19 protein-coding genes and 2 pseudogenes are annotated in these 21,735 nt (G+C 64.9%); 10 read left to right on the forward strand and 11 right to left on the reverse strand.

Annotation, left to right across the window (positions count from 1 at the left end; translation table 11 throughout):
- The coding region (locus BM004_RS33205) for a DDE-type integrase/transposase/recombinase (RefSeq protein WP_143120475.1) at positions 1 to 447 on the forward strand (447 nt) is incomplete at its 5' end.
- Here the strand turns inward: BM004_RS33205 and BM004_RS40970 are convergent.
- Complete coding sequence (locus BM004_RS40970) at positions 423 to 608, reverse strand: hypothetical protein (protein WP_143072597.1); 186 nt, start codon at positions 606 to 608, stop codon at positions 423 to 425. The two genes, BM004_RS33205 and BM004_RS40970, sit on opposite strands and share 25 nt — an antisense overlap.
- A 1,102-nt stretch (positions 609 to 1,710) precedes the next feature.
- Between BM004_RS40970 and BM004_RS33215 the strand changes: the two genes are divergently transcribed.
- Positions 1,711 to 2,661, forward strand: coding sequence for a class I SAM-dependent methyltransferase (locus tag BM004_RS33215; protein WP_093219862.1), 951 nt, complete (start codon positions 1,711 to 1,713; stop codon positions 2,659 to 2,661).
- Between the two features lie 366 nt (positions 2,662 to 3,027).
- On the opposite strand, the gene BM004_RS41635 is transcribed toward BM004_RS33215, so the two are convergent.
- A complete protein-coding gene (locus BM004_RS41635; protein ID WP_177206688.1) occupies positions 3,028 to 3,216 on the reverse strand; it encodes a hypothetical protein in 189 nt (62 codons plus the stop codon).
- 29 nt (positions 3,217 to 3,245) lie between these two features.
- Here BM004_RS41635 and BM004_RS40975 point away from each other — a divergent pair, with 29 nt between their 5' ends.
- Positions 3,246 to 4,076: an Lcl C-terminal domain-containing protein gene (locus BM004_RS40975; RefSeq protein WP_177206689.1), complete on the forward strand. Its 831-nt coding sequence runs from the start codon at positions 3,246 to 3,248 to the stop codon at positions 4,074 to 4,076.
- 76 nt (positions 4,077 to 4,152) lie between these two features.
- Here BM004_RS40975 and BM004_RS42535 read toward each other — a convergent pair.
- A pseudogene (locus BM004_RS42535) lies at positions 4,153 to 4,323 on the reverse strand (IS5/IS1182 family transposase); the annotation flags it as partial.
- 323 nt (positions 4,324 to 4,646) lie between these two features.
- Between BM004_RS42535 and BM004_RS33225 the strand changes: the two are divergent.
- Entirely contained in the window at positions 4,647 to 5,240 is a 594-nt protein-coding gene (locus tag BM004_RS33225) for a hypothetical protein (protein ID WP_093136196.1), read from the forward strand.
- A gap of 34 nt (positions 5,241 to 5,274) precedes the next feature.
- On the opposite strand, the gene BM004_RS33230 is transcribed toward BM004_RS33225, so the two are convergent.
- Positions 5,275 to 7,299: a putative bifunctional diguanylate cyclase/phosphodiesterase gene (locus BM004_RS33230; protein ID WP_256220166.1), complete on the reverse strand. Its 2,025-nt coding sequence runs from the start codon at positions 7,297 to 7,299 to the stop codon at positions 5,275 to 5,277.
- Positions 7,300 to 7,844: 545 nt separating this feature from the next.
- Here BM004_RS33230 and BM004_RS33235 point away from each other — a divergent pair.
- Positions 7,845 to 8,105, forward strand: a complete 261-nt coding sequence (locus BM004_RS33235) for a hypothetical protein (RefSeq protein WP_093219869.1) — start codon at positions 7,845 to 7,847, stop codon at positions 8,103 to 8,105.
- 188 nt (positions 8,106 to 8,293) lie between these two features.
- Here the strand turns inward: BM004_RS33235 and BM004_RS42170 are convergent, their stop codons facing one another.
- Positions 8,294 to 8,533, reverse strand: coding sequence for a tyrosine-type recombinase/integrase (locus tag BM004_RS42170; RefSeq protein ID WP_093219872.1), 240 nt, complete (start codon positions 8,531 to 8,533; stop codon positions 8,294 to 8,296).
- Between the two features lie 27 nt (positions 8,534 to 8,560).
- On the opposite strand from BM004_RS42170, the gene BM004_RS33245 reads away from it, so the two are divergent.
- Together BM004_RS33245 and BM004_RS33250 are read left to right on the forward strand one after the other, a co-directional pair.
- Complete coding sequence (locus BM004_RS33245; protein ID WP_093219874.1) at positions 8,561 to 9,625, forward strand: DUF262 domain-containing protein; 1,065 nt, start codon at positions 8,561 to 8,563, stop codon at positions 9,623 to 9,625.
- Between the two features lie 86 nt (positions 9,626 to 9,711).
- Entirely contained in the window at positions 9,712 to 10,554 is an 843-nt protein-coding gene (locus BM004_RS33250) for a hypothetical protein (protein ID WP_143072599.1), read from the forward strand.
- Positions 10,555 to 11,195: 641 nt separating this feature from the next.
- Here BM004_RS33250 and fusA read toward each other — a convergent pair.
- A pseudogene (gene fusA, locus BM004_RS33255) lies at positions 11,196 to 13,252 on the reverse strand (elongation factor G).
- A 177-nt stretch (positions 13,253 to 13,429) separates the two neighbouring features.
- Between fusA and BM004_RS41645 the strand changes: the two are divergent.
- Positions 13,430 to 13,630 carry a hypothetical protein gene (locus BM004_RS41645; RefSeq protein WP_177238195.1) on the forward strand — a complete coding sequence of 67 codons (201 nt, stop codon included), beginning with the start codon at positions 13,430 to 13,432 and terminating at the stop codon, positions 13,628 to 13,630.
- Between the two features lie 104 nt (positions 13,631 to 13,734).
- Here the strand turns inward: BM004_RS41645 and BM004_RS33265 are convergent, their stop codons facing one another.
- The gene (locus BM004_RS33265) at positions 13,735 to 14,940 is read right to left on the reverse strand and encodes a serine hydrolase domain-containing protein (protein ID WP_093219882.1); all 1,206 of its coding nucleotides are present in this window, start codon (positions 14,938 to 14,940) and stop codon (positions 13,735 to 13,737) included.
- A 113-nt stretch (positions 14,941 to 15,053) separates the two neighbouring features.
- On the reverse strand, positions 15,054 to 16,619 hold the full coding sequence (locus BM004_RS33270) for a bifunctional AfsR/SARP family transcriptional regulator/alpha/beta hydrolase (protein ID WP_177206692.1): 1,566 nt from the start codon (positions 16,617 to 16,619) through the stop codon (positions 15,054 to 15,056).
- A gap of 233 nt (positions 16,620 to 16,852) precedes the next feature.
- Here BM004_RS33270 and mddA point away from each other — a divergent pair, with 233 nt between their 5' ends.
- Both mddA and BM004_RS33280 read left to right on the forward strand, forming a co-directional pair.
- The gene (gene mddA, locus BM004_RS33275; protein ID WP_218152762.1) at positions 16,853 to 17,647 is read left to right on the forward strand and encodes a methanethiol S-methyltransferase; all 795 of its coding nucleotides are present in this window, start codon (positions 16,853 to 16,855) and stop codon (positions 17,645 to 17,647) included.
- A 16-nt stretch (positions 17,648 to 17,663) separates the two neighbouring features.
- Entirely contained in the window at positions 17,664 to 17,930 is a 267-nt protein-coding gene (locus tag BM004_RS33280) for a type 2 periplasmic-binding domain-containing protein (protein ID WP_093219887.1), read from the forward strand.
- A gap of 12 nt (positions 17,931 to 17,942) precedes the next feature.
- On the opposite strand, the gene BM004_RS33285 is transcribed toward BM004_RS33280, so the two are convergent.
- From BM004_RS33285 to BM004_RS33295, 3 genes are read right to left on the reverse strand one after another with little or no spacing between them, the layout of a single operon-like run.
- Positions 17,943 to 18,920, reverse strand: coding sequence for a Bug family tripartite tricarboxylate transporter substrate binding protein (locus BM004_RS33285; protein WP_093219888.1), 978 nt, complete (start codon positions 18,918 to 18,920; stop codon positions 17,943 to 17,945).
- Positions 18,890 to 20,251: an FAD-binding oxidoreductase gene (locus BM004_RS33290; protein WP_093219890.1), complete on the reverse strand. Its 1,362-nt coding sequence runs from the start codon at positions 20,249 to 20,251 to the stop codon at positions 18,890 to 18,892. The genes BM004_RS33285 and BM004_RS33290 overlap by 31 nt, the downstream gene beginning before the upstream one ends.
- Before the next feature lie 4 nt (positions 20,252 to 20,255).
- Complete coding sequence (locus BM004_RS33295) at positions 20,256 to 21,734, reverse strand: sulfatase family protein (RefSeq protein WP_093219893.1); 1,479 nt, start codon at positions 21,732 to 21,734, stop codon at positions 20,256 to 20,258.
- Position 21,735 lies beyond the last annotated feature (1 nt).

Raw genomic sequence — 21,735 nt, forward strand, 5'->3', positions numbered from 1 at the left:
GTGTTCGCCCGGCGCATCGTGGGCTGGCGGGTCAGCAGCTCGATGCGCACGGACTTCGTGCTCGATGCTTTGGAGCAAGCGCTGTACGACCGTCAGCCCGAGCGTGACGGCAGCTTGATTTGTCACTCCGATCGCGGCTCGCAATACGTCAGCATCCGGTACACGGAACGACTGGGCGAGGCTGGCATTGAGCCATCAGTGGGCAGTAAAGGCGATTCCTACGACAACGCCCTGGCCGAAACGATCAACGGCCTCTACAAGGCCGAGCTGATCCATCGCCGGGCACCGTGGAAGACCAAGGAGGCGGTGGAGTTCGCCACGCTCGAATGGGTGTCCTGGTTCAACCACCAACGCCTGCTCGAACCCATCGGCTACATCCCGCCTGCAGAAGCTGAGGCAAACTATTACTGGCAACTCGCCAGTCAGACCGCCACGATGGCGGCATGACTTAAACCAACCGGCCTCCATGAAAGCCGGGGCGATTCATTGTGTGCAGCCAGCACTTCGTCGCCCAACTGAACTTCTTCGATCGCGCAATGCGAATCGCGCAGTTGCACACGAGTCCCTTTGGCAAATCCCCCTCGTAGATACTGATTCCCTTGAGCCATGATTTTCTCCTCCCGTTGTGCCGTGGCAAGTTGTTGTCACCCCAAATTTCCTTGGGTCACGTCTGACCTGAAAGCTTGGTAAGGGCTGCCGCTGCCCAGATGACAGACCGCTTTGGGGCGCATTCTGCCGGACCAGCGAACGGCCGCTCCTGGCCGGCTGCAGCTATACGACGCCCCGGCCCACGGCCAAGGCGATTTGATACGCCGCATGCTCAGCCTGTCCCTTTCCTGGGTAGTCGTCAGGACCCACTTCAATCGCTTCGACTTCGAGACAGGTTCCATGTTCAGAATTTGCCCGAGCAACGCCAGCAAGTATCTCTGACACGTGATTCGCCAGATCAAACTGGAGCGCGCTCTCCGTTCGGTTCATCGCAAGTAGCCGAATCACCGGAGGGCCGCTCGGCGGAGACTTTCCAAATCGGACGGAAACTAAAACGCACTTCGTACCGGTCACGTGCTGATACCGGTAGAAAACCGAGCGCTGGATGCGTGTGACGTCCATTTTTGTGAGCTGTTGCGAATGATTGGTTTTGGCCGACCGCCGACCGTCATGCTACCGGGGCGCTCGCGCATTCTCTTGCGTACCTCCCCGCGACTCGCGTCGCAAAGTTGTACCCCAGGTGTTGACTTCGGCCGCTTCCGTCCCGGCGGCCAGGTCCGTCAGAAGCAAATCCGCAATCCCAGAGCCGCCCCACCCGTATTGGTGATGGTCAGGATGTGAGCGAAGCCTGTTTGAAGGGTGCCGCAGCCGGCAAGGTCTGCTGCAGTCGGCGGCTGCGTTCCCGCCCAGCCACCAGGAACACCTGTTGCCGGTCGTCGAGAGCCTCTTCTCGCAAGTGAATGTCCTGCGGCTCGATGGAAGTGAGGCGTTTGCCTATGCGCAGTCCACGTTGGCTGGTTGAAGGATGGCTGGCGGCAAGGCTCGCCCTCAGCTCCTTCGCGATGAAATCGGCTGGTTGGATTTCGTCGCCGGAGCAGGTGTGCTCGTGGTCAGCATGCTTCTGGTGCTTCCGGCCTCTTCCGAGGCTTGGCGGTCCAGTTCGCCCAGTGAAGTCTTGGCCAGGACCACCGCGATATCCGGTCAGAATGAGAGCCTTTGCCTATGCAGCCCCTGTTCGACGCAATCGCTTCAATGTCCGCACCGGTGGACGCGCAGCGCATCTTCCACGGCCGCGGTGGGCTTCATCCCGAGTGCGCTCACTTGTCGCTGGACTTTTTCCCACCGGTTTGGGTGTTGACCAGCTTCAAGCCTGCGACCGACGGCGAACTGGCTGCAATTGGCGCCGCACTGGAGCGTCGCTGGTCACAGGTGGCACCGGGTGAAACGCTGCAATGGGTGTTTCAGTGCCGGCATGAAGGCCAGAGCAGCACACAGCTCATGGGCGGTTCGGTGCCCGACCCGCATTGGGTCACCGAGGAGGGTGCTCGCTATCGCGTCAACGTGGGCCGGGGCCAGAACCACGGGCTGTTTCTCGACATGGCCGAAGGACGGCGCTGGGTTCGTGCGTTTGTGAAGGCGCGCCCAGACGCCCGGTCGCGCGTCAAGGTGCTCAACCTGTTCGCCTACACCTGCGCGTTTTCTGTGGTCGCATTGCAGGCAGGGGCCCGGCACGTCACCAACCTGGACATGAGCAAGGGCGCTCTGGCGGTGGGGCAACAGAACCACCGCGCCAACGGCGTGCTCGCCGGCGCGAGCTTCCTTCCCCATGACCTTTTCAGTTCGTGGGGGAAAATCACGCGCGGAGGCCCTTACGGGCTGGTCATCGTTGACCCACCGAGCTATCAAAAGGGAAGTTTCGTTGCGACCAAGGACTACGCCCGGCTGATTAAGCGCTTGCCTGACCTGCTGGAGCCCGACGGCGTTGTCCTGCTATGCCTCAATGCCCCAGAACTGGGACCAAAATTCCTGCAGGAGCAAATGAGCGAACTGGCGCCAGAGCTGGATTTCGTGGAGAGACTGGCGAATCCAAGCACCTTTCCCGACGTGTCCGACGAGCGGTCGCTGAAGGTGTTGGTGTACCGGGCGCCGCCGGATGTTCGACCTGAGGTCTGAAGGGTGCGCTACGCATTAGCGCCACGGGCGGACTGCCCCCTGGAGCGCCTTCGTGTGAATTGAAGCAAGCTGTCGAATGACTGGTCCCGGCTCCGGCTGTTGATCGCATTCTCCCGCGCCCCGGCCGGAATGTAGCTGCAATCGGCGGCCATCCTCCGCCCGCCTACGAAAGTTCAATGGCGCGTCGACCAATGAACACTGCCGTTCCGCAGGAATGCCTTCTACTTGTTCTCGGGTATAGCGTGAACAACCACTCTTAACTACTCTCCCGCACTATTAATAGTGACAAGAGGGTTGTAGAAATGGTACGGCGGCATTTGAGGTTTCGTCTTCGTGGGACCGGCGGCGTGCTGGCAGCGCTCTTCATCACGGCGTGCGGCGGCGGGAGTGGCGGCGGCGGGATCGCTTTTCCCACCATCCCTGCGGCTCCGGCTCCGGCTCCTGCTCCTGCGCCTCCTGCTCCTGCTCCTCCTCCTCCTGCCCCCCCAGCGCCAGCACCCGCCACGGAGCCGCCGCCCGCACCAACACCAACGACGCTTTCATCCAGCGTTTCAAAGCTCGCTCTGTCGGTGAATGCACCGAGCGTGAACGCCGCCCTCACAGGGACACCCCGCACCATCACGATTGCGAACACCGGACTGTATGAAGCGAAGGCCGTGACCTACTCGGTGTCGCCGGCTTTACCGGCCGGCACGACGATCACTCCTGCGGCTTGCGGCCCGATCGCTGCTGGCAGCACCTGCGTCCTGACGGTTGCGCCCGGAGCAACGCCCACCGCAGCGCCGTCCGACACTGCGCCGACGCCGCTCGTTCTGACCGTTCAGGGTGAGAACACTGCCGCAGTCACCTCAACGATCAGCATCCTGGGCTATGGCAGCGTCTACCAGTCAGGCTATCTGTTTGCCGTGGATGACACCACGCCTCCCACGGGGAGCATCGGAGGGAAGGTCGCCGCGCTTTCGACCAATTCAGGTTTTCAGTCTTTTGGCGGGATCGGCATTAATACAGGCGGCCAGAGCTCGACCGATGGCGCTTCCAATACCGCAGCAATCGTTGCTGCACTGGGCACGAGTCAAGGTTCTTTGGCGCGCACTTGCACCGAAAAGATTGACGGTCGCTACACGAACTGGTACTTGCCGGCGATCTGCGAACTTTCTTCAACCGCTGTTGTCGATCTTGGCGTCAGTTGCAATGGGTCAACTGGCGGGGCCATTCAGAACGTTGACGCCAACCTGGTGGCCAACGGAATCATTGATCAACTCCAGATTTATTACTGGAGTTCTACCGAACCCGCACTGGATCCGGCAAATTCGGCATACGTGTACTTCGTTCGAAAAAGTCCTCGAGGATTTTCCATCGAGCAACCCAAGAACTTTAACTTTTGGTCTCGTTGCATCCGCGCGATCACGAACTAGGAAACGTCTGGTCAAGTCGTAAATCGGCTTGATGCCGAGAGTGGGTGTTGCCTGACCGTGCCGCCGAAAAATGCAGAGGCGGTGCGGTTGGCCGGCCGGTGTGGCTGTAGAGCGGCGCTAGATGTTGGCCCAGCTCTCCGAGATCGAGGAATCGGTCGACGCCTCGCAGGAGGTGATCGCGCGGCACGTGACCTTCGAGATCGAATGCGTAGAACAGCCGATCCTGAACGATGCTCTGACCCATCATGATGCGTACCGCCGTCGATGACGAGAGGCATGCAAACGGCGCGCCAGTTCCCAAGATCTTGGGGATTTTTTCAACACGATCCGCTGCCCATTCCGGCCGTTCGCGTTGGGCGTCCGCTTCTAGAAGGGCCTGATGTCCGCCAAGGGGCGCAAAGCGCGTCGCTGAGCATCACCCCCACAACGGACAAAAGGCGCAGCATTGAATGCCGCGCAGGTTCAATGGCGCATTGGGCCAAAATCCAAGGGCGCGCAGCAAGGCAACCCTTCGACGCCACATACCCTCCGCCTCCAGCCATCAAAGGCGTTCCAAACCACCCCCCCGCCATGCACCAGGCAGCCCTCTCCGCCAACGACATCTTCCTGCACATCCGCGTGGTGATGGGCATGGTGATTGGCCTGGGCCTCACGCGGTTGCTCTCGGGCCTTGCGCGCATCGTGCAGCACCCGAACCAGTACCGCTTGTACGGCGTTCACCTGGCCTGGGTCGCTTCGATTCTTCTGGCGCTGGTGCACTTCTGGTGGTGGGAGTTTGGCCTGTACCAGGTCGAGATCTGGACCTTTGGCACCTATGCCTTCATCGTCAGCTACGCCATCGTGCTGTTCCTGCTGTGCGCGCTGCTGTTCCCCGACAGCATGCAGGACTACGCGAGCTATGAAGACTACTTTTACGCACGGCGCGCGTGGTTCTTCGGCTTGCTGGCGGCCACCTACCTGCTCGACGTGGCCGACACGCTGGTCAAGGGCGAGGCGCACTTCGCGCGCTTTGCCACAGAGTACCTGATACGCACGCCCATCCTGGTGGTGCTGTGCGTCGTGGCCGCCAGAACGGCCAGCAAGCGCTTTCACACGGCCTTCGTCATTGCCATGCTGGCCTACCAGCTCTCCTGGATCTTCCGGCTGTTCGACACGCTGGGTTGATGGCCTGCATGCCGCAGCCAAAGCACGCAAGCCCTCAAGACTGCGCCGTGGCCGCGTCTTCGCGCTGCTCGGCCCATGCAATGACCTTGGCGAGCGGCGCGGGCCGCATGAAGTAGTAGCCCTGCAGCAAGGGCGAGCCCAGCGCCTTCAAGGCCTCGAGCTCTTCGCGGTTCTCCACGCCCTCGGCCACCACCTCGATGAAGAGCGACTGGCCCAGCCGGATCACCGCCTCCACCATCAGCCGGCTGCCGGGCGAAGACGCCAGGTTGAGGATGAAGCTGCGGTCGATCTTCACCTGGCGCACATGCTCGCCGCGCAGCGACGCGAGCGACGAGTAGCCCACGCCAAAGTCGTCGATCACGATGGAGATGCCCGCCTCCGCCAGCGCGCGCAGCCGCATCTTGGCGGCCGAGGTGTCGAGCGCCACCTCTTCGGTGATCTCGATCTGCAAGCGGTGCGTGGGCAGGCCGTGCTTCGCAAGGCAGTCGAGCACGATGGCGTCGACCGGCAGTTGCGACATTTCGCGCGGCGACACGTTCATGGCCACCGGCACGTCGTCGAAGCGCGCGCCGGCCGCGGACAGCTGCTCGATGCCCTTGCAGATCTCGCCGAGGATGTGCCGCAGCAGCCGCTCGGCCAGCCCGGTGTTGGCGGCCGCGTAGATGACGTCGGCCGGCGCCACCCAGCCGTGCCTGGGGTGCTGCCAGCGCAGCAGCGCCTCCAGGCTGTGCAGGCGATGCCCGCCCTCGCCCAGAATGGGCTGGTACCACACGCAGATGGCGTTGGAGGCAATGGCCTCGGCCAGGTCGCGCTCGATGTCGCGGCGGCTCAGCAGGCGGCTGTGCAGCGCGTGGTCGAAGCGGTGGCAACGGTTGCGGCCCAGGCGCTTGGCCTCGTACAGCGCCTCGTCGGAAAAGCTCAGCATCTCGGCCACCGAGCAGTCGTGCCCCGTGCAGATGCCGATGCTCAGGCCCAACTGGCCGCCGTAGCTCGAGGTGGCCTGGCCGATGGAGCGGATCAGCTCCTCCGCCACCGCCTCCGGAGCGTCAGGCCCCTGGTGCGGGCCCTGCGCGCCCTGCCCTTCATGCCCTTCCTTCCCGCCCTGCCCTACCTGTTCGCCTCGCGGGTGATAGAACACCGCAAACTCGTCCCCGCCCCAGCGCCCGACCACCGCGTCGTGCTTCGCGAGCCGCGCCTGCAGCCACCGGCCCACGTCCTGCAGCACCTGGTCGCCCGTCTTGTGGCCGAAGGCGTCGTTCACCGCCTTGAAGCCGTCGAGGTCGAGCATGAGCGCCGCGTGGTCGTGGCGCGAGCCCATGGCGTGGTTGAAGCGCGAGGCGGCCTCGAAGAAGCCTTCGCGGTTGAACAGGCCCGTCAGCGAATCGTGGTTGGCCCGAAAGTCGAGCTCGCGCGCCGTGCGGCTCGACTGCGCATGCGTCTGCCGCAGCTCCGAGGCCATGAACAGCGCCTCGTTCTTCAGCCGGCTGCTGACCTGGTAGGCGCGATCGCCGCGCAGCGAGGCGTGAACGAGCGTGCCCAGGTACATCACCACCATCAACGCCAGCGCGTTGTGATAGAACCCGCCGGTCCACAGCAGCCAGCCCGTGACCGACAGCAGCGCGGGCGTGACGAAGGCCACCGGCACCGGCGCATAGGCCGCGCTGTAGATCACCGAGCCGGCGCACACGCCGCACACCACCGTCATGAAGAACAGCGTTTGCGACGGCACCTCGCTGCTGCAGAACATGGGCAACAGCGCCCACACGCAGCCCGAGAGAAACGACGACAGCGTGACCAGCCGAAGCTGCCCGGCAATGCCCAGCTCGTCGAGCCCGCCCGGGCTTCGCTCCGACGCGCGCACCGAGCGGCACACGAACGCCCGGAACGCGTTGGAGAGCACCACCAGCAGCAACCAAGCGAGCGGCTCGGTGCTGGAGGCCGACGAGTACAGGGCGACCCCGGCCGCGGCCAGGCCCACCGCCATGCCCGAAGGCACCACCGCGCGAACGCTGCGGCGCACCGAAAGCAGCTGGTCGGCGCGCACCCATCGCACGAGCACATCGTCGGCTGCCGTGAGGGTTGAAGCGTCGCTGCTTGAAGTGAAATCGACCATGTTGGATGGAAGAGCGCCGCCGCGAATCGAACGAACTTGAAGCCACGCCTCCCGTTGCCATTCGGTGGCAAAAGTTACGCGCTGCGACTCGGTCTTTTCCACTCTGTGTCGTGGTCGTTGTCCGACAAGACGAGTACCAACGACCTCTGTGCAAGGTCCCGCGGCCGAAACTGTATTTGTTGGCGCTAATCGCGACTTCATGACGCGCCGCGCGGGCACGCCGCCCCGCGCTTGCCTACAGTGAATGCCCCTGTCACTCAACACCCCGCCAAGGGGGCATGGAAGGCAACACCGCATCGGCCGCGTCAGCAGCCCTGGTCAATGAACAGATCGATGAACAGATGAACAACAACCGCTTGGCCTCGCGGCGGGTTGTCGGTGCGCAAGCAACGATGCAAATGCGAGGTATCAAAAGGCGACGGCCAAGGTGCAGTAACACCCATGGCCGTCTAACCAAGTGACGTGCATATCTTTCGAAAGGCGCACACCAAATGGCTTCCAAGACTATAGCCCGCCGCCGCGCGCGAGCATCTTCCCGCGACGGCAACACGCAAGACCCGACGGACTTGCTCGAGAACAAGCTGACGCAACTCAGATCGATGACCTGGCTCTGCTACGGCGGCGTCGTCGATTGGTTCGATGGAAAAGCACGCGAACACCTGGACACCGTGCTCTGGGTGCTGGCGGACATGGCCGAGGACGCGGAGGAGCTGTTTCAGTTGAGTGAGAAGGCGCGGAACGAGAGGGGCTGACGCAGGCTGCGAGGTTTTCTTGGCGGGCTTGCGGGTTCCGTGGCCTGCCTCGTTTGGACATCAGTCCTGGGACCGCTTCAGACTGATTGCTGAAATTCACCAAGGGCTGCTTCGAGGCAACTCCATACCACGCAGGCGTCCAGGGGGCTTCGCACAGCGTGCCACCGCCCAGCCATGAGAATCTGGCATTAGATCATCGTCGTGGCCACATCCGCGTGCCCACCAGATTCCTGGAGCATTCGAATGTCGCAGCCAGCCAGAAGGAGATGAGTCGCGAGGCTGTGGCACAGCGAATGGGGTAAGGCGGGTCTTGGCCTGCTTGTGATCGCCTTCGCCCATAGACATTTGCTGGCCTCACTGCGTATCTCGACCCGCATGCCACTTGCCCACTGAAAGTTGACATTGAAATCAACCACATAATGCCCCATTGCCTTTCGGCGAGAGAACCAATACCAATGCAAAAAGACATCACTGATCGGTTCAAGGCCGCACAGAACAGTTTGGTAATTCAGCAGTCCGACTTTTCGCTGCTTGCCATCTACGACATGGTCCAGAAACAGGCAATCGACGTCTCACCGCACTATCAACGTCGAGACCGATGGCCCTCGGACAAGCAGTCGGCTTTGATTGAGTCGTTTTTGCTTAACGTCCCTGTTCCGCCCATTTACTTATCTGAGGACGAGTACGGGCAGTACAGCGTCATCGACGGAAAGCAGCGAATTACCGCCATCCAGGACTTCTTGAGCGGAGAATTGCGCCTTCGAGACCTCAAGAAGTTTCCCGAGTTGGAAGGGTCACGATTCAAAGACCTTCCCGTCCAGTTGCAGAACGCCCTCACGGTTCGTCCATACATTCGTGTGACCACCCTCCTCAAGCAATCCGACCCGGGCTTGAAGTACGAGGTGTTCCTTCGACTGAACACTGGCGGCGATACGTTGAAGAATCAGGAGATTCGGAATGTGGCGTATGCGGGAGCGCTAAATGACATGCTCTTCGAACTCTCAGCCGCACCGTTCCTCAGGAATAGACTAAAGATTGCAAATGACAAGTCCGCGGCGTTCCGGAACATGGACGACGTCGAGCACGTCCTTCGATTCTTCACACTCCACGAGCGATGGCAGGCAACAGGTGGCTCGCTTAGCGAAGCTATGGATGAGTACATGGCCAAGCATAGAGAAAAAGCTTCAGCAATGCAAAAGAATCTGTTCCTCAATACCCTCGGCATATGCGAGCAGATTTGGGGGACTCACGCCTTTCATAAGCCCAACACAGCTGGGTGGCGTGACCAACTCATTTCACCGCTGTATGACGCGCAGATGATTGCCGTTGCCATGTTGCCAAAGAGCGCGACAAATGCGCTTGTCAATCACAAGAAGCTTGTGGTGAACGCGACAAAGAAGCTTTTTCTTGATAACGCAGATTTTGCGAAGGCTGTGTCACAAGGAACGAACACGCCATCGGCCGTTCGGACGCGTGTTCAAAGGATGCACGAGATTCTCAAAGCCATTGCCGCAGCTTGACTATGTCGAATGCGCGCTCGCTGTTCAATAGCAGGATTGCCTCACTAGTCAACTCGCTAGGCATTGACGCAGTCCAAGCGAGACCGTTGACCGAGCAGGCGCACAATGATGTGGCGCGCATGCTCCGAAACGGTTTGGCCGTCGTCGGGTTTGCCGCTCTCGAAGACTTCATCAAGTCGCGAATTTCAGAGGTCCTGTCCGAAGTTGGTTCAACTAACGTTCCCTTCGGTCGTCTTCCGGAAAAACTGCAATATGCGGTGACATTTGAGGCCCTATCAGCGATCAGCTATCAGATGGGACTTCGCCCCAACAAGTCCGACCGCATCCTGTACGCGCAGGAGCACACTCAAAAAATAGCCTCTACGGCGACGGCGGCGTACAACTTGACGCCGCATGCGCTTGGATACGACCAAGCCAACGTTCAAGACGAGACGATCAAGGGAATGCTGAAATGCTTTCAAATCGACAATCCTTGGGGAGAAATCACTCGAATTGCGTCGCGTCTCAGTCTCGCTGCTCTTCCCCTGGATGAGACGTACAGGTCTGCCGCTATTCGGAGACACCGCGCTGCGCATGTCGCCCATGCCGACACGCCTCAAACTGACTTACAGCAATTTTCGAAGGAGGCTCTTGCCATCGCAATTGGCTTCGATGCCCTTCTGTCCTGCGCGCTCTCAAAGCTGCGGCTCCACGACGCACCGTACCTTCACGGACAAGCTAAGGTAAGCGCCGCCGACATCACCATCCGCAAGGTTTTTCCTGCTGGAAGTAAATGGCGAGAGGAGCTCGAAGGGCGATCCACCGCAGTCAAGATCGAAGCATCAAAAGACGTGCTTCTTGCCGCAGCTAGGTCAAGGGCGGCCGCGGCACGGAACCTACTTGTGATCCAGGGCGATGGTGGTCAGGTGGTCGGGTGGGAGTGCTACTAAGGGGTCGGTCTGCTTGACGTAATGCGTTTTGGTGCCGCATGCGCGTGCCGGCGGTGGCGGAATCGGCGGGAAGGCACCGCCGAGCAAGGGTAATGACGGGCGTCTTACATACCTTGTTCGGCAGTGGGGACGGGCGGGTGTGACATTGCGACTATGGCCTGAAGCTGTGGCAACTGACACGTCAGCCCACGAGGCCGCTTCCGCACCAATCAGCGCCCTCGAATCTCACGACAGCTGAAAACTCGGTCTCCTTTAATTCTTCGGTCAAGCTGACCTGCGCCAACGCAGTTGGCGCGTCCGTTTACCGCGAACGTTGAGCGCCCCCTTTTAGGCGCCGAACTCATAAGGTCGAAGGACAGCACACGCTGCGTATCGGACATGTGCCACAAGAATTAGGGTGATCGCAATAGCCGAGCGAGGAAGCATTTTGACCTCACGATACGCCCTAGTCGATTGCTCGGCGGCGTGCGTGCAAGAAGAGCAGCAGGGCGGCCTGGGCCAGCCAGCCAGTTCAGCAAAATCGCGTCTGCGTTATCTGCGGGTAGTAGCGAGAGGCAAAGTGCAAAGAACAGTTGCGTTCACTCGGCAACAAGGTGCTGTAGGCGCACAGGACATCACGTTCGAATTGCTCTGAGCTTCTCCTACGCGTCTTCGCGCACCCTGCACTGGCCCATCAGCGTCTGCTGAACGGTCGGCGGCACGGCTTCGTAGTGCGACAACGCGATGGTGTACCGGCCCTGGCCACCGGTCATCGCATTGAGCCGCGACTGGTAGTTGGCCAGCTCGGCCTCGGGCACCTGCCCGCCGATGGCCACTGTGCCGCCCCCCATGACCGATGTGCCAGTGACCAGGCCGCGCCGCGACGACAGGTCGCTTGTGACATCGCCGACAGAATGTTCAGGCACGGCGATTTCGATCTGGACGATCGGCTCGAGCACGACTGGCCGGGCCTCACGGATCGCGGCCATCAAGGCGTTGCGGCCGGCGGTCGCGAAGGCGATGTCCTTGCTGTCGACGCTGTGGTGCTTGCCATCGTGCACCACGACGCGCACGTCGACCACGGGGTAGCCGGCGATCGCGCCGCACGCCAGCACCTCGCGCACGCCTTTCTCGACAGCGGGGATCAACTGGCCCGGGATCGCGCCGTCCCGGAGTTCGTCCGCGAACTCGACCCCCGCGCCGCGCGCGAGCGGCTCGATGCGCAGGAAGACTTCGGCGAACTGGCCGGCGCCGCCGGTCTGCTTCTTGTGGCGGTGGTGGCCCTCGGCGGGCGCGGTCACGGTCACGGTCTCGCGGTAGGCGATCGCGTCAGGACCTCGAAGCGGTACACCTCGCGCAGGCGCTCGAGCACGATGCGCAGGTGAAGCTCGCCGAGCCCGTAGAGCACCGTCTCGTTGGTCGCGGCCACATGCTCGATGCGAAGGCAGGGATCCTCGGCCGCGAGCTTGCCGAGGATCTCCCAGGCGCGCTGCTCGTCGCCATGGCGCTTGGGCTCCACGGCCAGGCCGTGCACCGGCACCGGGAACGCCAGCGGCGCGAGATGGACATGGCTGTCTTCGGCCGCATCGTGCAGCACGGCGTCGAAATGGATCTCCTCGACCTTGGCCACCGCCACGATGTCCCCCGGCACCGCGCGCGACACCTCGACATGGTCCTTGCCCTGGAGCATGAACAGGTGCCCCACCTTGAAGGGCTTGCGGCCGTCGCCGATGTAGAGCTGGCTGTCGCGGGTGAGCGTGCCCTGGTGCACGCGGAAGATGCCCATCTTGCCGACATAGGGGTCGATCATGACCTTGAACACATGCGCCAGCACGTGCAGCGTCGGGTCGGGCTTGGCCTCCATGGGCTGGGCCTCTGCGCCCTCGCCAACGATGAAGTCCGGCGGGTTGGCCTCGGTCGGGTCGGGCAGGAGCTTGACGATCACGTCCAGCAGCTCGGCCACGCCGGCACCGCTGCGCGACGAGACGAAGCATACCGGGATCAGGTGACCTTCGCGCAGCGCCTGCTCGAGCGGCGCGTGCAGCTCGGCCGGATCCACGTCGCCCTCCTCGAGGTAACGGTCGACGAAGGCCGCGTCGACCTCGACCACCTGCTCCACCAGCGCGCGATGCGCTGCTTCGACGGGGCCGAAGTCGGACTGCCCGAAGCGGTTGAAGAAGCAGTCCACCACTCGCTTGCCGACCCGGTCGGGCAGGTTCAGCGGCAGGCATTGGCGGCCGAAGGTCGCTTGGATGTCGGCCAGCAGGCCCGCCAGCGAGACGCCCTGCGAGTCGATCTTGTTAACGATGATCATGCGGGCGAGGTGGCGCGAGGCCGCGTACGCCATCATGCGCACCGTCATCGGCTCGATGCCGGTGACGGCATTGATGACCACTGCCGCCGTCTCGACCGCCTCCAGCGCCGGCAGGCTCTGGCCGAGGAAGTCGGGGCCCCCGGGCGTGTCGATGAAGTGGATGCGCGTGCCGGCATGCGTGAGGTGCATCACCGATGCGTTGAGCGAGTGCTGCATGCGGCGCTCCAGCGGGTCGTGGTCGCTGACGGTGCTGCCGCGCTCGATGCTGCCGCACGCTCCGATGGCACCCGCCTTGTACAACAAGGCCTCGGCGAGGGAGCTCTTGCCGGTGGCTGCGGCGCCAACGAACGCCAGCGTTCGCACTGCTTCCATTTCGGCCGCGAGGCTGTTCGATCGGCTTGGCATGGCTGAACTCCTTTGCGCGTCCGCAAGGCCGGCCCGGCGGCCCGCAAGGGCTCGAGTGTTGCGCGCGGACGCCGAGCCAGCGTACGGGATTGACCGCGCTGATGCAAGTTGCTTGCGCCGCCGATTCCAATACCTGATCGGCATGCATGCCGCGTTGACCTCCTCCTTCTTGTCAGTGTGCAGAGGCATGGGCAGACGCCCAAGATATCCTCCCAGCAGCTCTCTGGGCCAGTCATCGCCACCGTCACCGTCACCGTCACCGTCACCGTCACCGTCACCGTCACCGTCACCGTCACCGTCACCGTCACCGTCACCGTCACCGTCACCGTCACCGTCGACTTTGCCATGCCATTGCCGGCAACCGGTCATTGCACTTGACATGTGTCGAGGGCTTTCAACGATTGCAATGCGGCCGTCACCGTGAATTGACGGAGCGCGCGCCATTGGCGGCAATCGCTGCAAAGCAGCCCTGCACCCACCATTCACCCCACCCCCACCACCCCCTGAAACAACATAAACATCTCCCGCGCCCAATCCCCCACCTCATCCACCGCCGTCTGCACCATCACCGTCTCCGTCTCAAGGTCCACCAGCACGCGCTGCCCATACGCACCGCTGAACAGCGGCCGTGTGCCGTTCGCCTTCGCGTGCCACATGAAGGCCTTGTAGGCCGCGCCTGCCGGCTTGCCCAGCGCCCCGTAGCGCACCTGCGCCTCGTTGGCTTCCCATCGGCTGTAGCTCTCCATCCATTCACGGCTCACGATCTGCCTGCCGTTGGCATACCCGCGCTGCGCCACCAGGCGGCCCAGCCGGCTCCAGTCGCGCAGGCGCGCTGCAAACCCGATGCAGTTGAACTCGTTGTGATGAGCGTCCGTGAGCCACGTGGCGTTGGCTTCGGCGCCCAGCGGCTTCCACAAGGCCTGCTCGGCAAACTCCGACATGCTCATGCTGTTCACCGCGCGCAGCACCATGCCAATGGTGAGCGGGCACAGCTCGTTGTAGTTGAAGCGCGTGCCCGCGGGTTCGCGCCGCGTGTTCCAGTTGTGCACGGTCTGCTCGATGTTTGCGCGCGGGCCGGTCAGTGCCGCGGGGTAGAGGGTGTTGTTGCCTTGCTCGTGAACGATGTCGGCGCCGCTCGACATGTTCATGAGGTTGCGCAGGCTGGTTTCGCCGTGCAGGGTGCCGGCCAGCGACGGCACGTACTTGGCGGCCGTGTCCTCGAGCGAGGTGATCTTGCCGCGGTCGACCGTGATGCCCAGCAACAGCGAGGTCACGCTCTTGGACATCGACCAGCCCGTCATGCGCATGTCGGCGCTGCGGCCGAACTGGTACTTCTCGAACCACACCTCGCCACGCCGCGCGATGAGCAGGCCGGTCACGGGCCAGGCGGCCATGTAGTCGTCGGGGCTCCTGGCAACGCCGTTCAGGCGGTAGCGCAGGTCGGTGCGGGGCTTGTCGCGCAACGGGTCTTCGGCACCGCACTGGATGGTGTTGTTCGGCAGCATCGTCTCGAAGCCGCCCGAGAAGTTGCCCACGTACAAACGCTTCTCGCGCGACAGCCCTCGCGGCGTGCCCCAGCCCGTCGGGTAGCCGGCCTCGGCGCCCCAGGGGTCGTCTTGTGCAGCGGCCAGCAACGGATGCAAGGCGGGGGTTGCGCCCATGGCGGCCACGAAGGTTCGACGTTGCATCTGAGGTCTCGGGCCTGAGGGCCGGGAGTTGAAGGCAAGCCGGAGTTTGCGGGCTGAACGGCCGTGTGCCCTTGCTCCTTTTCTCTATTGACGCGCTTGCGCCGAGATGGTTTTCAGTGCGATGCCCCCGCAAACTTCAACACCGCCTGAACAACCGGCTGGCTGTCCCCGCTCCACCAGAAGTGATCCGTGCCTTCCAGCGGTTGCCACACCGCACCGGGAATGCTCCGGGCCAGATGCTCCCCTGCTTCGAACCGCACGGCGCGGTCGCCGCGCCTGTGCATCACTAGGGTCGGCACGCCGATGCGCGCCAGCTCGGCCCGCATGTCGGCATCGCGCAGGCCGGCCAGAATGGCCTCCAGCCCGCCGGGCGACGCGGCGTGGCGCACCAGGCGCGCCCACCACGCGCGCAGCGCGGGGTCGCCCTGCTCGCTGGGCGCGAAGGTCTCGATGCCCACGGGCCCGCCCCAACCGGCAACGAGCCGCTTCAGCCAGACGTCGTATGCGGCCGCGGGCAAGGCCCACGGATAGTCGGGCGCGGCGCAGCCCCGCGCCAGTGCCCCGAAAAGGCACAGCCCGCTCACGCGCTCCGGGCGGTCCACGGCCAGGCGCATCGCGCCCAGGCCGCCCTCGGACGACCCGAAGAGCCAGGCGCGCGGCACGCCCGCGTCGTCGAGGATGGCCGCGATGTCGTGAGCCAGCGCGTCAGGCGTGCTCGCGGCGCGCAGGCGCTCCGACAGGCCGATGCCGCGCCGGTCGAACAACACGACGCGAAAGCGCTCGGCCAGTGCCTGCACGCAGGCGCGCAGCGGCGGGTGATCCATGGCCAGTTCGATGTGGCACACGAACCCGGGGCAGATGACCATGGTCTGCTCGCCCGCGCCGAGCACCGTGTAGGCAATGGCCCCGGCCGCGCTTTCGGCGAAGCGCACGGCGGGCCGCTCGACACGGTGGGACAGCAGCCGCTGCAGGTCTTCGGTCATGCGCAGGTAGGCCGCCTCGGTCTGCGGACCGGGCCTGATGCCGAACTCCGCGCGCAGCACCTGCGCGCAGCGCGTGTACGCGGCCTCGACACCGGCGCTGTGGCCCTGCTGCGCATGCAGCTGCATCAGCAGAACGTAGCTGGGTTCTCGGTAGGCATCCAGCGCCAGGAGAACCTCGACCAGTTCGAGCGCCGATGCGAACTCGCCACGCCGGGCCAGCGCGTCGACGACCCGCTCGAGCAGGCGCGCCAGAAGGTGCTCGTGCTCGATGGAAAGCGCCTTCAGCCAGTCGTCGAAAGACTCGGACCCGAAGGCGATGCCCTCCAGCAGCGTGCGGCGTGCACTGGCAATCCACTGGCGCGCCTCGGTCAGCGCGGCGTCGTCCAGCGCCTGCGCGGTAACGGCGCGGCGCGCGAACTGTGCGAAGCGCAGCGCATCGGTCTCGACCATGCCGGGCAAGAGCGCGAGGCAGTCGTTTTCAGTCGAGAGCACCTTGCAGGCGACCGCGCCCTCCAGCGTGTAGACCAGCCTGCGCAGGCGCGTGCGGCCCGTCGCTTCGCTGGCGTCCGGCCAAAGCAGCGTGGCCAGGTGCGCCCGGGGTACCGGCCCCGGGTGGTACGCGAGGTAGGCCAGCAGCGCGAAGGCGCGCTTGAGCGACAGCGAGGTTGCATGCCCCTGCGCCACGACCGTGGGCACGCCGAATAGCTGCAGTTCCAGGCGCGGCCGCTCACTGGGGGCTGATCTGGAGGAGCGAGGCATTGCGCGGTTTATAACCGCGCGGGGTGGCGTTGCCTAGGGACTTTCAAGGGATTGCGGAAGCGGCGTGGAGGGACGCGGAACGACGCAGAGGGATGCGAAGGGACGCCGAGGGACGCTGAAGGGACGCCCCGCTCCTATCTTTGCGCTTTCAGCTGCACAAGGAGATCACCGTGCGCGCACTGCTCTCGTTTCTCTACGCCTTGGCCGCCTACGTGGCGTGCATGGCCACCCTGACCTATTTCATCGGCTTCAGCGGCAACCTGTACGTGCCCAAGTCGGTCGACGTGGGCGCCACCACCGGGTGGATCGAAGCCGTCGGCACCGACGTGCTGCTGCTGGTTCTGTTCGGCGTACAGCACAGCGTGATGGCCCGCCGCGGCTTCAAGCGCTGGTGGACGCGGGTTGTTCCCGCGGTGGTCGAGCGCAGCACCTTCGTGGTGGCCACCTGCGTCGTGCTGGCGCTGATGTTCTGGCTGTGGGTGCCGATTACCGCGCCGGTCGTGTGGCGGGTCGAGAACAAAGCGGCCGTGGCGCTGCTGTGGGGCCTGTTCGGGCTCGGCTGCTTGGTCGTGGTGGTGAGCACGTACCTGATCAACCATTTCGAGCTGTTCGGGCTCCAGCAGGCCTTTGCCGCGTTGACGAAACGCAGCGCGCCGCAGAGCGACTTCAAGACGCCGCTGTTCTACCGCTACGTGCGGCACCCGCTCTACGTGGGCCTGCTGCTGGGCTTCTGGTGCGTGCCGGTCATGACGGCCGGGCGACTGCTGTTCGCGCTCGGGCTGAGTGCGTACACCCTCATCGGCATTGCCTTCGAGGAGCGCGACCTGCTGGCGCAATTCGGCGAGCGGTATCGCGCCTATCGCAGAGAGGTCGGCATGCTGGTTCCGCGCGCCAGGGCGTTCAAGCAGGTGGCCAGCGGCGAAGCGCCCGCGGCAAGGGCGCGCGCCGATCGGAGCAAGGTATGAGCCGGCTACCAACGCCATGCAGGTCGCGCGGCGCTCGGAGCTGCTCGCCGTCGTTCCGCATTCCTGCCTCGGCAACCCGCTGGCGCCGGACCTGATTTCCGCGCAGGCCGTGCACGGCGTGCACGGCGTGCAGTCCGTGCCCGGCCTGCAGCACTTCGAGTTGCCCGTACGCACGACACCCTTCATCGTGGCGGCCACCTGGCATCCGCGCCTGGACCAGGACCCGGCCCACCGCTGGTTGCGCAACGAGGTGCTCGAGGTGTGCCGCTCGGCCTGCCCTTGAACCCGCCGGCCGTCAGGCCGCCTTGATGCCGAAGCGCTTGATGATGTCGCCGTAGAGCTTGGTCTCGTTGCGCATGCGCTGCGCAAACTGGTCGCCCGGCATCGCCGCAAGGTCGGTGCCCAGCGCCGCGAACTTGGCCCTGGTGTCGGGCCGCTTGAGCACGGCAAAGGCGGCCTTCTCGAGTTGCTTCACCACCTCGGGCGGCGTGCGCGAGGGCACCAGCACGCCGTACCACGCCACAAAGTCGTCGTCGCGCATCATGCCGATGGCTTCGCCCACGGTGGGCACCTCGGGCAACAGCGGCGAGCGCTTGGGTTGGGTCACGGCCAGCGGCACCAGCTTGCCGGAGGCCAGGTGCGGCAACAGCGGCGGCGCACCCACCAGCGCAAACGACACCTCGCCGCCCAGCGCCGCCACGGTCGCCGGGCTCGCGCCCTTGTACGGCACGTGCACGATGTCCATGCCGGTCTGCTGCTTGAGGAGCTCCACCGCGATGTGCTGCGGCGTGCCGTTGCCCGGCGTGCCGATGGTGATGCCGCCGGGCGCCTTGCGCGCGGCGTCGAGCGCGGCGCGCAATGTCCTGGCCGACAGCGACGCGTTGGCCACCAGCACGTTCGGCGATTGCGACACGAGCACCACGGGCGTGAAGTCGGTGAGCGGCGCATAGGGCAGCTTGGGGTGCAGCCACGGCACGATGGTGAGCTCGGGGTTGCCTCCGAAGAGCACGGTGTAGCCGTCGGGCGCGGCCTTGGCCGTGGCCTCGGCACCGACCATCCCGCCCGCGCCCGCGCGGTTGTCGACGATCACGCCCTGCTTCAGCTCTTCGCCCATGCCGAGCGCCAGCAGCCGTGCCACGGCGTCGGCGCCGCCGCCCGCCGAGTACGGCACGATGAGCTTGATGGGTGCGCTGGGAAAGCCCTGCGCCCATGCGGGCGCCATCGCGCCGAGCATGGACGCGCCTAGTGCGGTGAGTGCGGTTCTGCGTTGCATCGTGTGTCTCCGTTTTTATCGTCGTCGAATATCCGGCCCGGGTTCAGCAGGTGCGCCGGGTCCATGGCCTGCTTCAGGCGGCGCATGAGGCCGATCTCGCCGGGCGAGCGGGTCATGTGCAGGTAAGGCTTCTTCAGCCGGCCCACGCCGTGCTCGGCGCTGATGGTGCCGTGGCGGCCCTGCAGCGCGCGGTAGGCAATGTCGTCCACTTCATGCAGGCCCTGCGCGTCGACCGGGCCGCTGATGAGGTGCAGGTTGTTGTCGCCCAGGTGGCCCAGGAACAGGTGCTGCGCATCGGGGCGCGCCTGCTTCAGCGCGGCCTCCACTTCCTGCATGTAGCCGGCGGTCTGCGACCACGGCATGCCGATGTCGAGCGCCGCGGCCGGCTTCAGGTGCGTGAGCACCTCGGGAATCGACTCGCGCAGGCGCCAGAACGCGTGGCGGTGCGCAATGCTGGAAGCCAGCGCGCAGTCGTCGATGACGCCGGCGTCCAGCGCGTCGGCCAGCGCGGCCTGCAGTGCGTCTTCAGCCGATGCACCCGATGCACCCGCCGCCTCGATGAGCACATGCCAGTCGGCCGATGCATTCAGCGGCGCCTCCTGGTCGCAAAGCCTGGAGGCCAGCCGCACGAACGCACCCGACATGAACTCGAAGGCGCACAGCGACGCGCCGAGCCGCGCCTTGAGCGTGCGCAGCAGTTCGGGCAGCGCCTCGAAGCGCGAGGCCGAGACCCACGCCGCAGACAGTTCGCCCATTGGCGGATGCAGGCGCAGCGTGAGCCGCGTGATGATGCCCAGCGTGCCCTCGGTGCCGATGAACAGAAAGCGCGGATCGAAGCCCGTGCTGTTCTTCACCAGCCGCGACAGCGACGACACCACGGTGCCGTCGGCCAGCACGGCCTCCACGCCCAGCACCGCGTCGCGCATGGTGCCGTAGCGGATCACGCGGATGCCGCCCGCATTGGTCGCCGCATTGCCGCCCACCTGGCAACTGCCGCGCGCGCCAAGGTCGAGCGCGAACAGCCAGCCGCGCTGCGCAGCGGCCTCCTGCACCTGCTGCAGCGTGGCGCCGGCCTGCACCAGCATCACGCCTTCGAGTTCGTCGATGTCCTCGATGCGGTTCATGCGCTCGAGGTTGATCACCACGTCGCCGTCGCCGGGCACCGCGCCGCCTGCAAGACCGGTCATGCCGCCCTGCACGGTGATGCGTTGGTTCTGCGACTGGCAGCGGCGCACGATGGCGGCCACCTCCTCGGTGCTCGCCGGGCGATGGACTTCGCTCGGCGTGCCGCCGGCAACGCCGCTCCAGTCGTTGAGAAATCGCGCGTCCATGGGCTCAGGCCGCGGCCGGCAGCTTGACGGGCGTCGAGGTGGACGAGCCCAGCTTGTGCGCCGCCTCGAGGCCGCCGTAGTGCTCGATGAGCGCGGCCTGGTCGGCCTGCGCCTGGGCGTCGACGGCCACGGGGTCGCAGATGGCGAGCAGGGCCGCGTGCATGTTCGCGAGCACCTCCGCATGCGCGGGGCTGGCGGCCAGGTCGTGCAGTTCCTCGGGGTCGCCCTGCAGGTCGAACAGCTCGGGCGCGAAGCCCACGTAGAAGTGGTACTTCCAGCGGCCCTTGCGCAGCATGAAGCCGCCGGAGTTGCTGCCCGCCGCGTGGTATTCGCTGAGGATGGGACGCTCCAGGTCGGGCGCCGAGGTGGCCAGGTCGGTGAGCGCGCGGCCGGGCCGGTCGCCCATTTCGGGCGCGGGGTCGATGCCCGCGCCTTGCAGGATGGTCGGGAACAGGTCGAGCAGGTCGACCGGCGTCTCGCACACTGCTGGCGCAATGCCGGGGCCTGCAATGAGCATCGGCACCTTGGCGCTCTCTTCGTACAGCGTGGACTTGCCCCACACGCCGCGCGCGCCCAGGTTGTCGCCGTGGTCGGAGGTGTAGACGACCTGCGTGCTGTCTTCGAGCCCCGCGGCGCGCAGCGCACCGAGGATCTGCCCCACGTTGTGGTCGAGCCAGGTGCACAGGCCGTAGTAGGCCGAGAAGGCGCGCAGGCGCTCGGCCTCGTCGACGAACTTTTCGTCGGAGCCCATGAAGTCGCAGTACTCCTGCACCCACGGGTGGCGCTGGTAGCCGCTGGCCGCCGTGAGCTTGGGCTCGGGCATCTGGCCGGGCGGGTAGAGCTTGTAGAACTCCTCGGGCACGACGAGCGGAAAGTGCGGCGCGACGAGGCCCACGTAGAGCACGAAGCCTGCACCATCGCCCTCGCCCTCGCCCTCGCCTTCGCTTTTTCGCGTGCCGGCATCCTGCAGCCACTCGACCGCGCGCTGCGTCACGGCGCGGTCGTACTGCGTGTACGACGATTCGCCGGGGCCGATGCGCTCGCCCAGCATGCGCGGGCCGTCGGCGCGCGGCCGGTAGGGGTTGCGAATGGAGGCCCACACCATGCCGTGGCCGCCCACCACGTGCATGGGCAGGTGCTCGGCGTCGAAGCCGGCGGGGTCTTCCTCGTTGCGGTAGTGCAGCTTGCCGATGCTTTCCACGCGCACGCCGTGCTGCTGCAGCACGTGGCCCCAGCCGCGCTGCTCGCCGGTGTAGGGCATGGCGTTGTCCCACAGGCGCAACGTGTGCACGCGCTGGCCCGTGGCGAAGGCGGCGCGGGCCGGTACGCAGATGGGGCTGGGGGTGTAGGCGCTGGTGAAGCGCACGCCGCGAGCGGCGAGCGCATCGAGGTTCGGCGTCTGGACAAAGGGATGTCCGGAGCAGCCCATCATTCGTGGATCGTGCTCATCGGACATGATGACCACGACGTTTTTTTGTGCCATG

The organism is Variovorax sp. OK212 (genome assembly GCF_900112425.1).
In the GTDB taxonomy this organism is placed as follows: Bacteria; Pseudomonadota; Gammaproteobacteria; order Burkholderiales; family Burkholderiaceae_C; genus Variovorax.

Bases quoted from the DNA above. Each gene is read 5' to 3' on its own strand.
- BM004_RS40970 (WP_143072597.1), bottom strand. From the start codon at position 608: ATGGCTCAAGGGAATCAGTATCTACGAGGGGGATTTGCCAAAGGGACT.
- BM004_RS33215 (WP_093219862.1), top strand. From the start codon at position 1,711: ATGCAGCCCCTGTTCGACGCAATCGCTTCAATGTCCGCACCGGTGGAC.
- BM004_RS33225 (WP_093136196.1), top strand. From the start codon at position 4,647: ATGCACCAGGCAGCCCTCTCCGCCAACGACATCTTCCTGCACATCCGC.
- BM004_RS33235 (WP_093219869.1), top strand. From the start codon at position 7,845: ATGGCTTCCAAGACTATAGCCCGCCGCCGCGCGCGAGCATCTTCCCGC.
- BM004_RS42170 (WP_093219872.1), bottom strand. From the start codon at position 8,533: ATGGGGCATTATGTGGTTGATTTCAATGTCAACTTTCAGTGGGCAAGT.
- BM004_RS33245 (WP_093219874.1), top strand. From the start codon at position 8,561: ATGCAAAAAGACATCACTGATCGGTTCAAGGCCGCACAGAACAGTTTG.
- BM004_RS33265 (WP_093219882.1), bottom strand. From the start codon at position 14,940: ATGCAACGTCGAACCTTCGTGGCCGCCATGGGCGCAACCCCCGCCTTG.
- BM004_RS33280 (WP_093219887.1), top strand. From the start codon at position 17,664: ATGCAGGTCGCGCGGCGCTCGGAGCTGCTCGCCGTCGTTCCGCATTCC.
- BM004_RS33285 (WP_093219888.1), bottom strand. From the start codon at position 18,920: ATGCAACGCAGAACCGCACTCACCGCACTAGGCGCGTCCATGCTCGGC.
- BM004_RS33290 (WP_093219890.1), bottom strand. From the start codon at position 20,251: ATGGACGCGCGATTTCTCAACGACTGGAGCGGCGTTGCCGGCGGCACG.
- BM004_RS33295 (WP_093219893.1), bottom strand. From the start codon at position 21,734: ATGGCACAAAAAAACGTCGTGGTCATCATGTCCGATGAGCACGATCCA.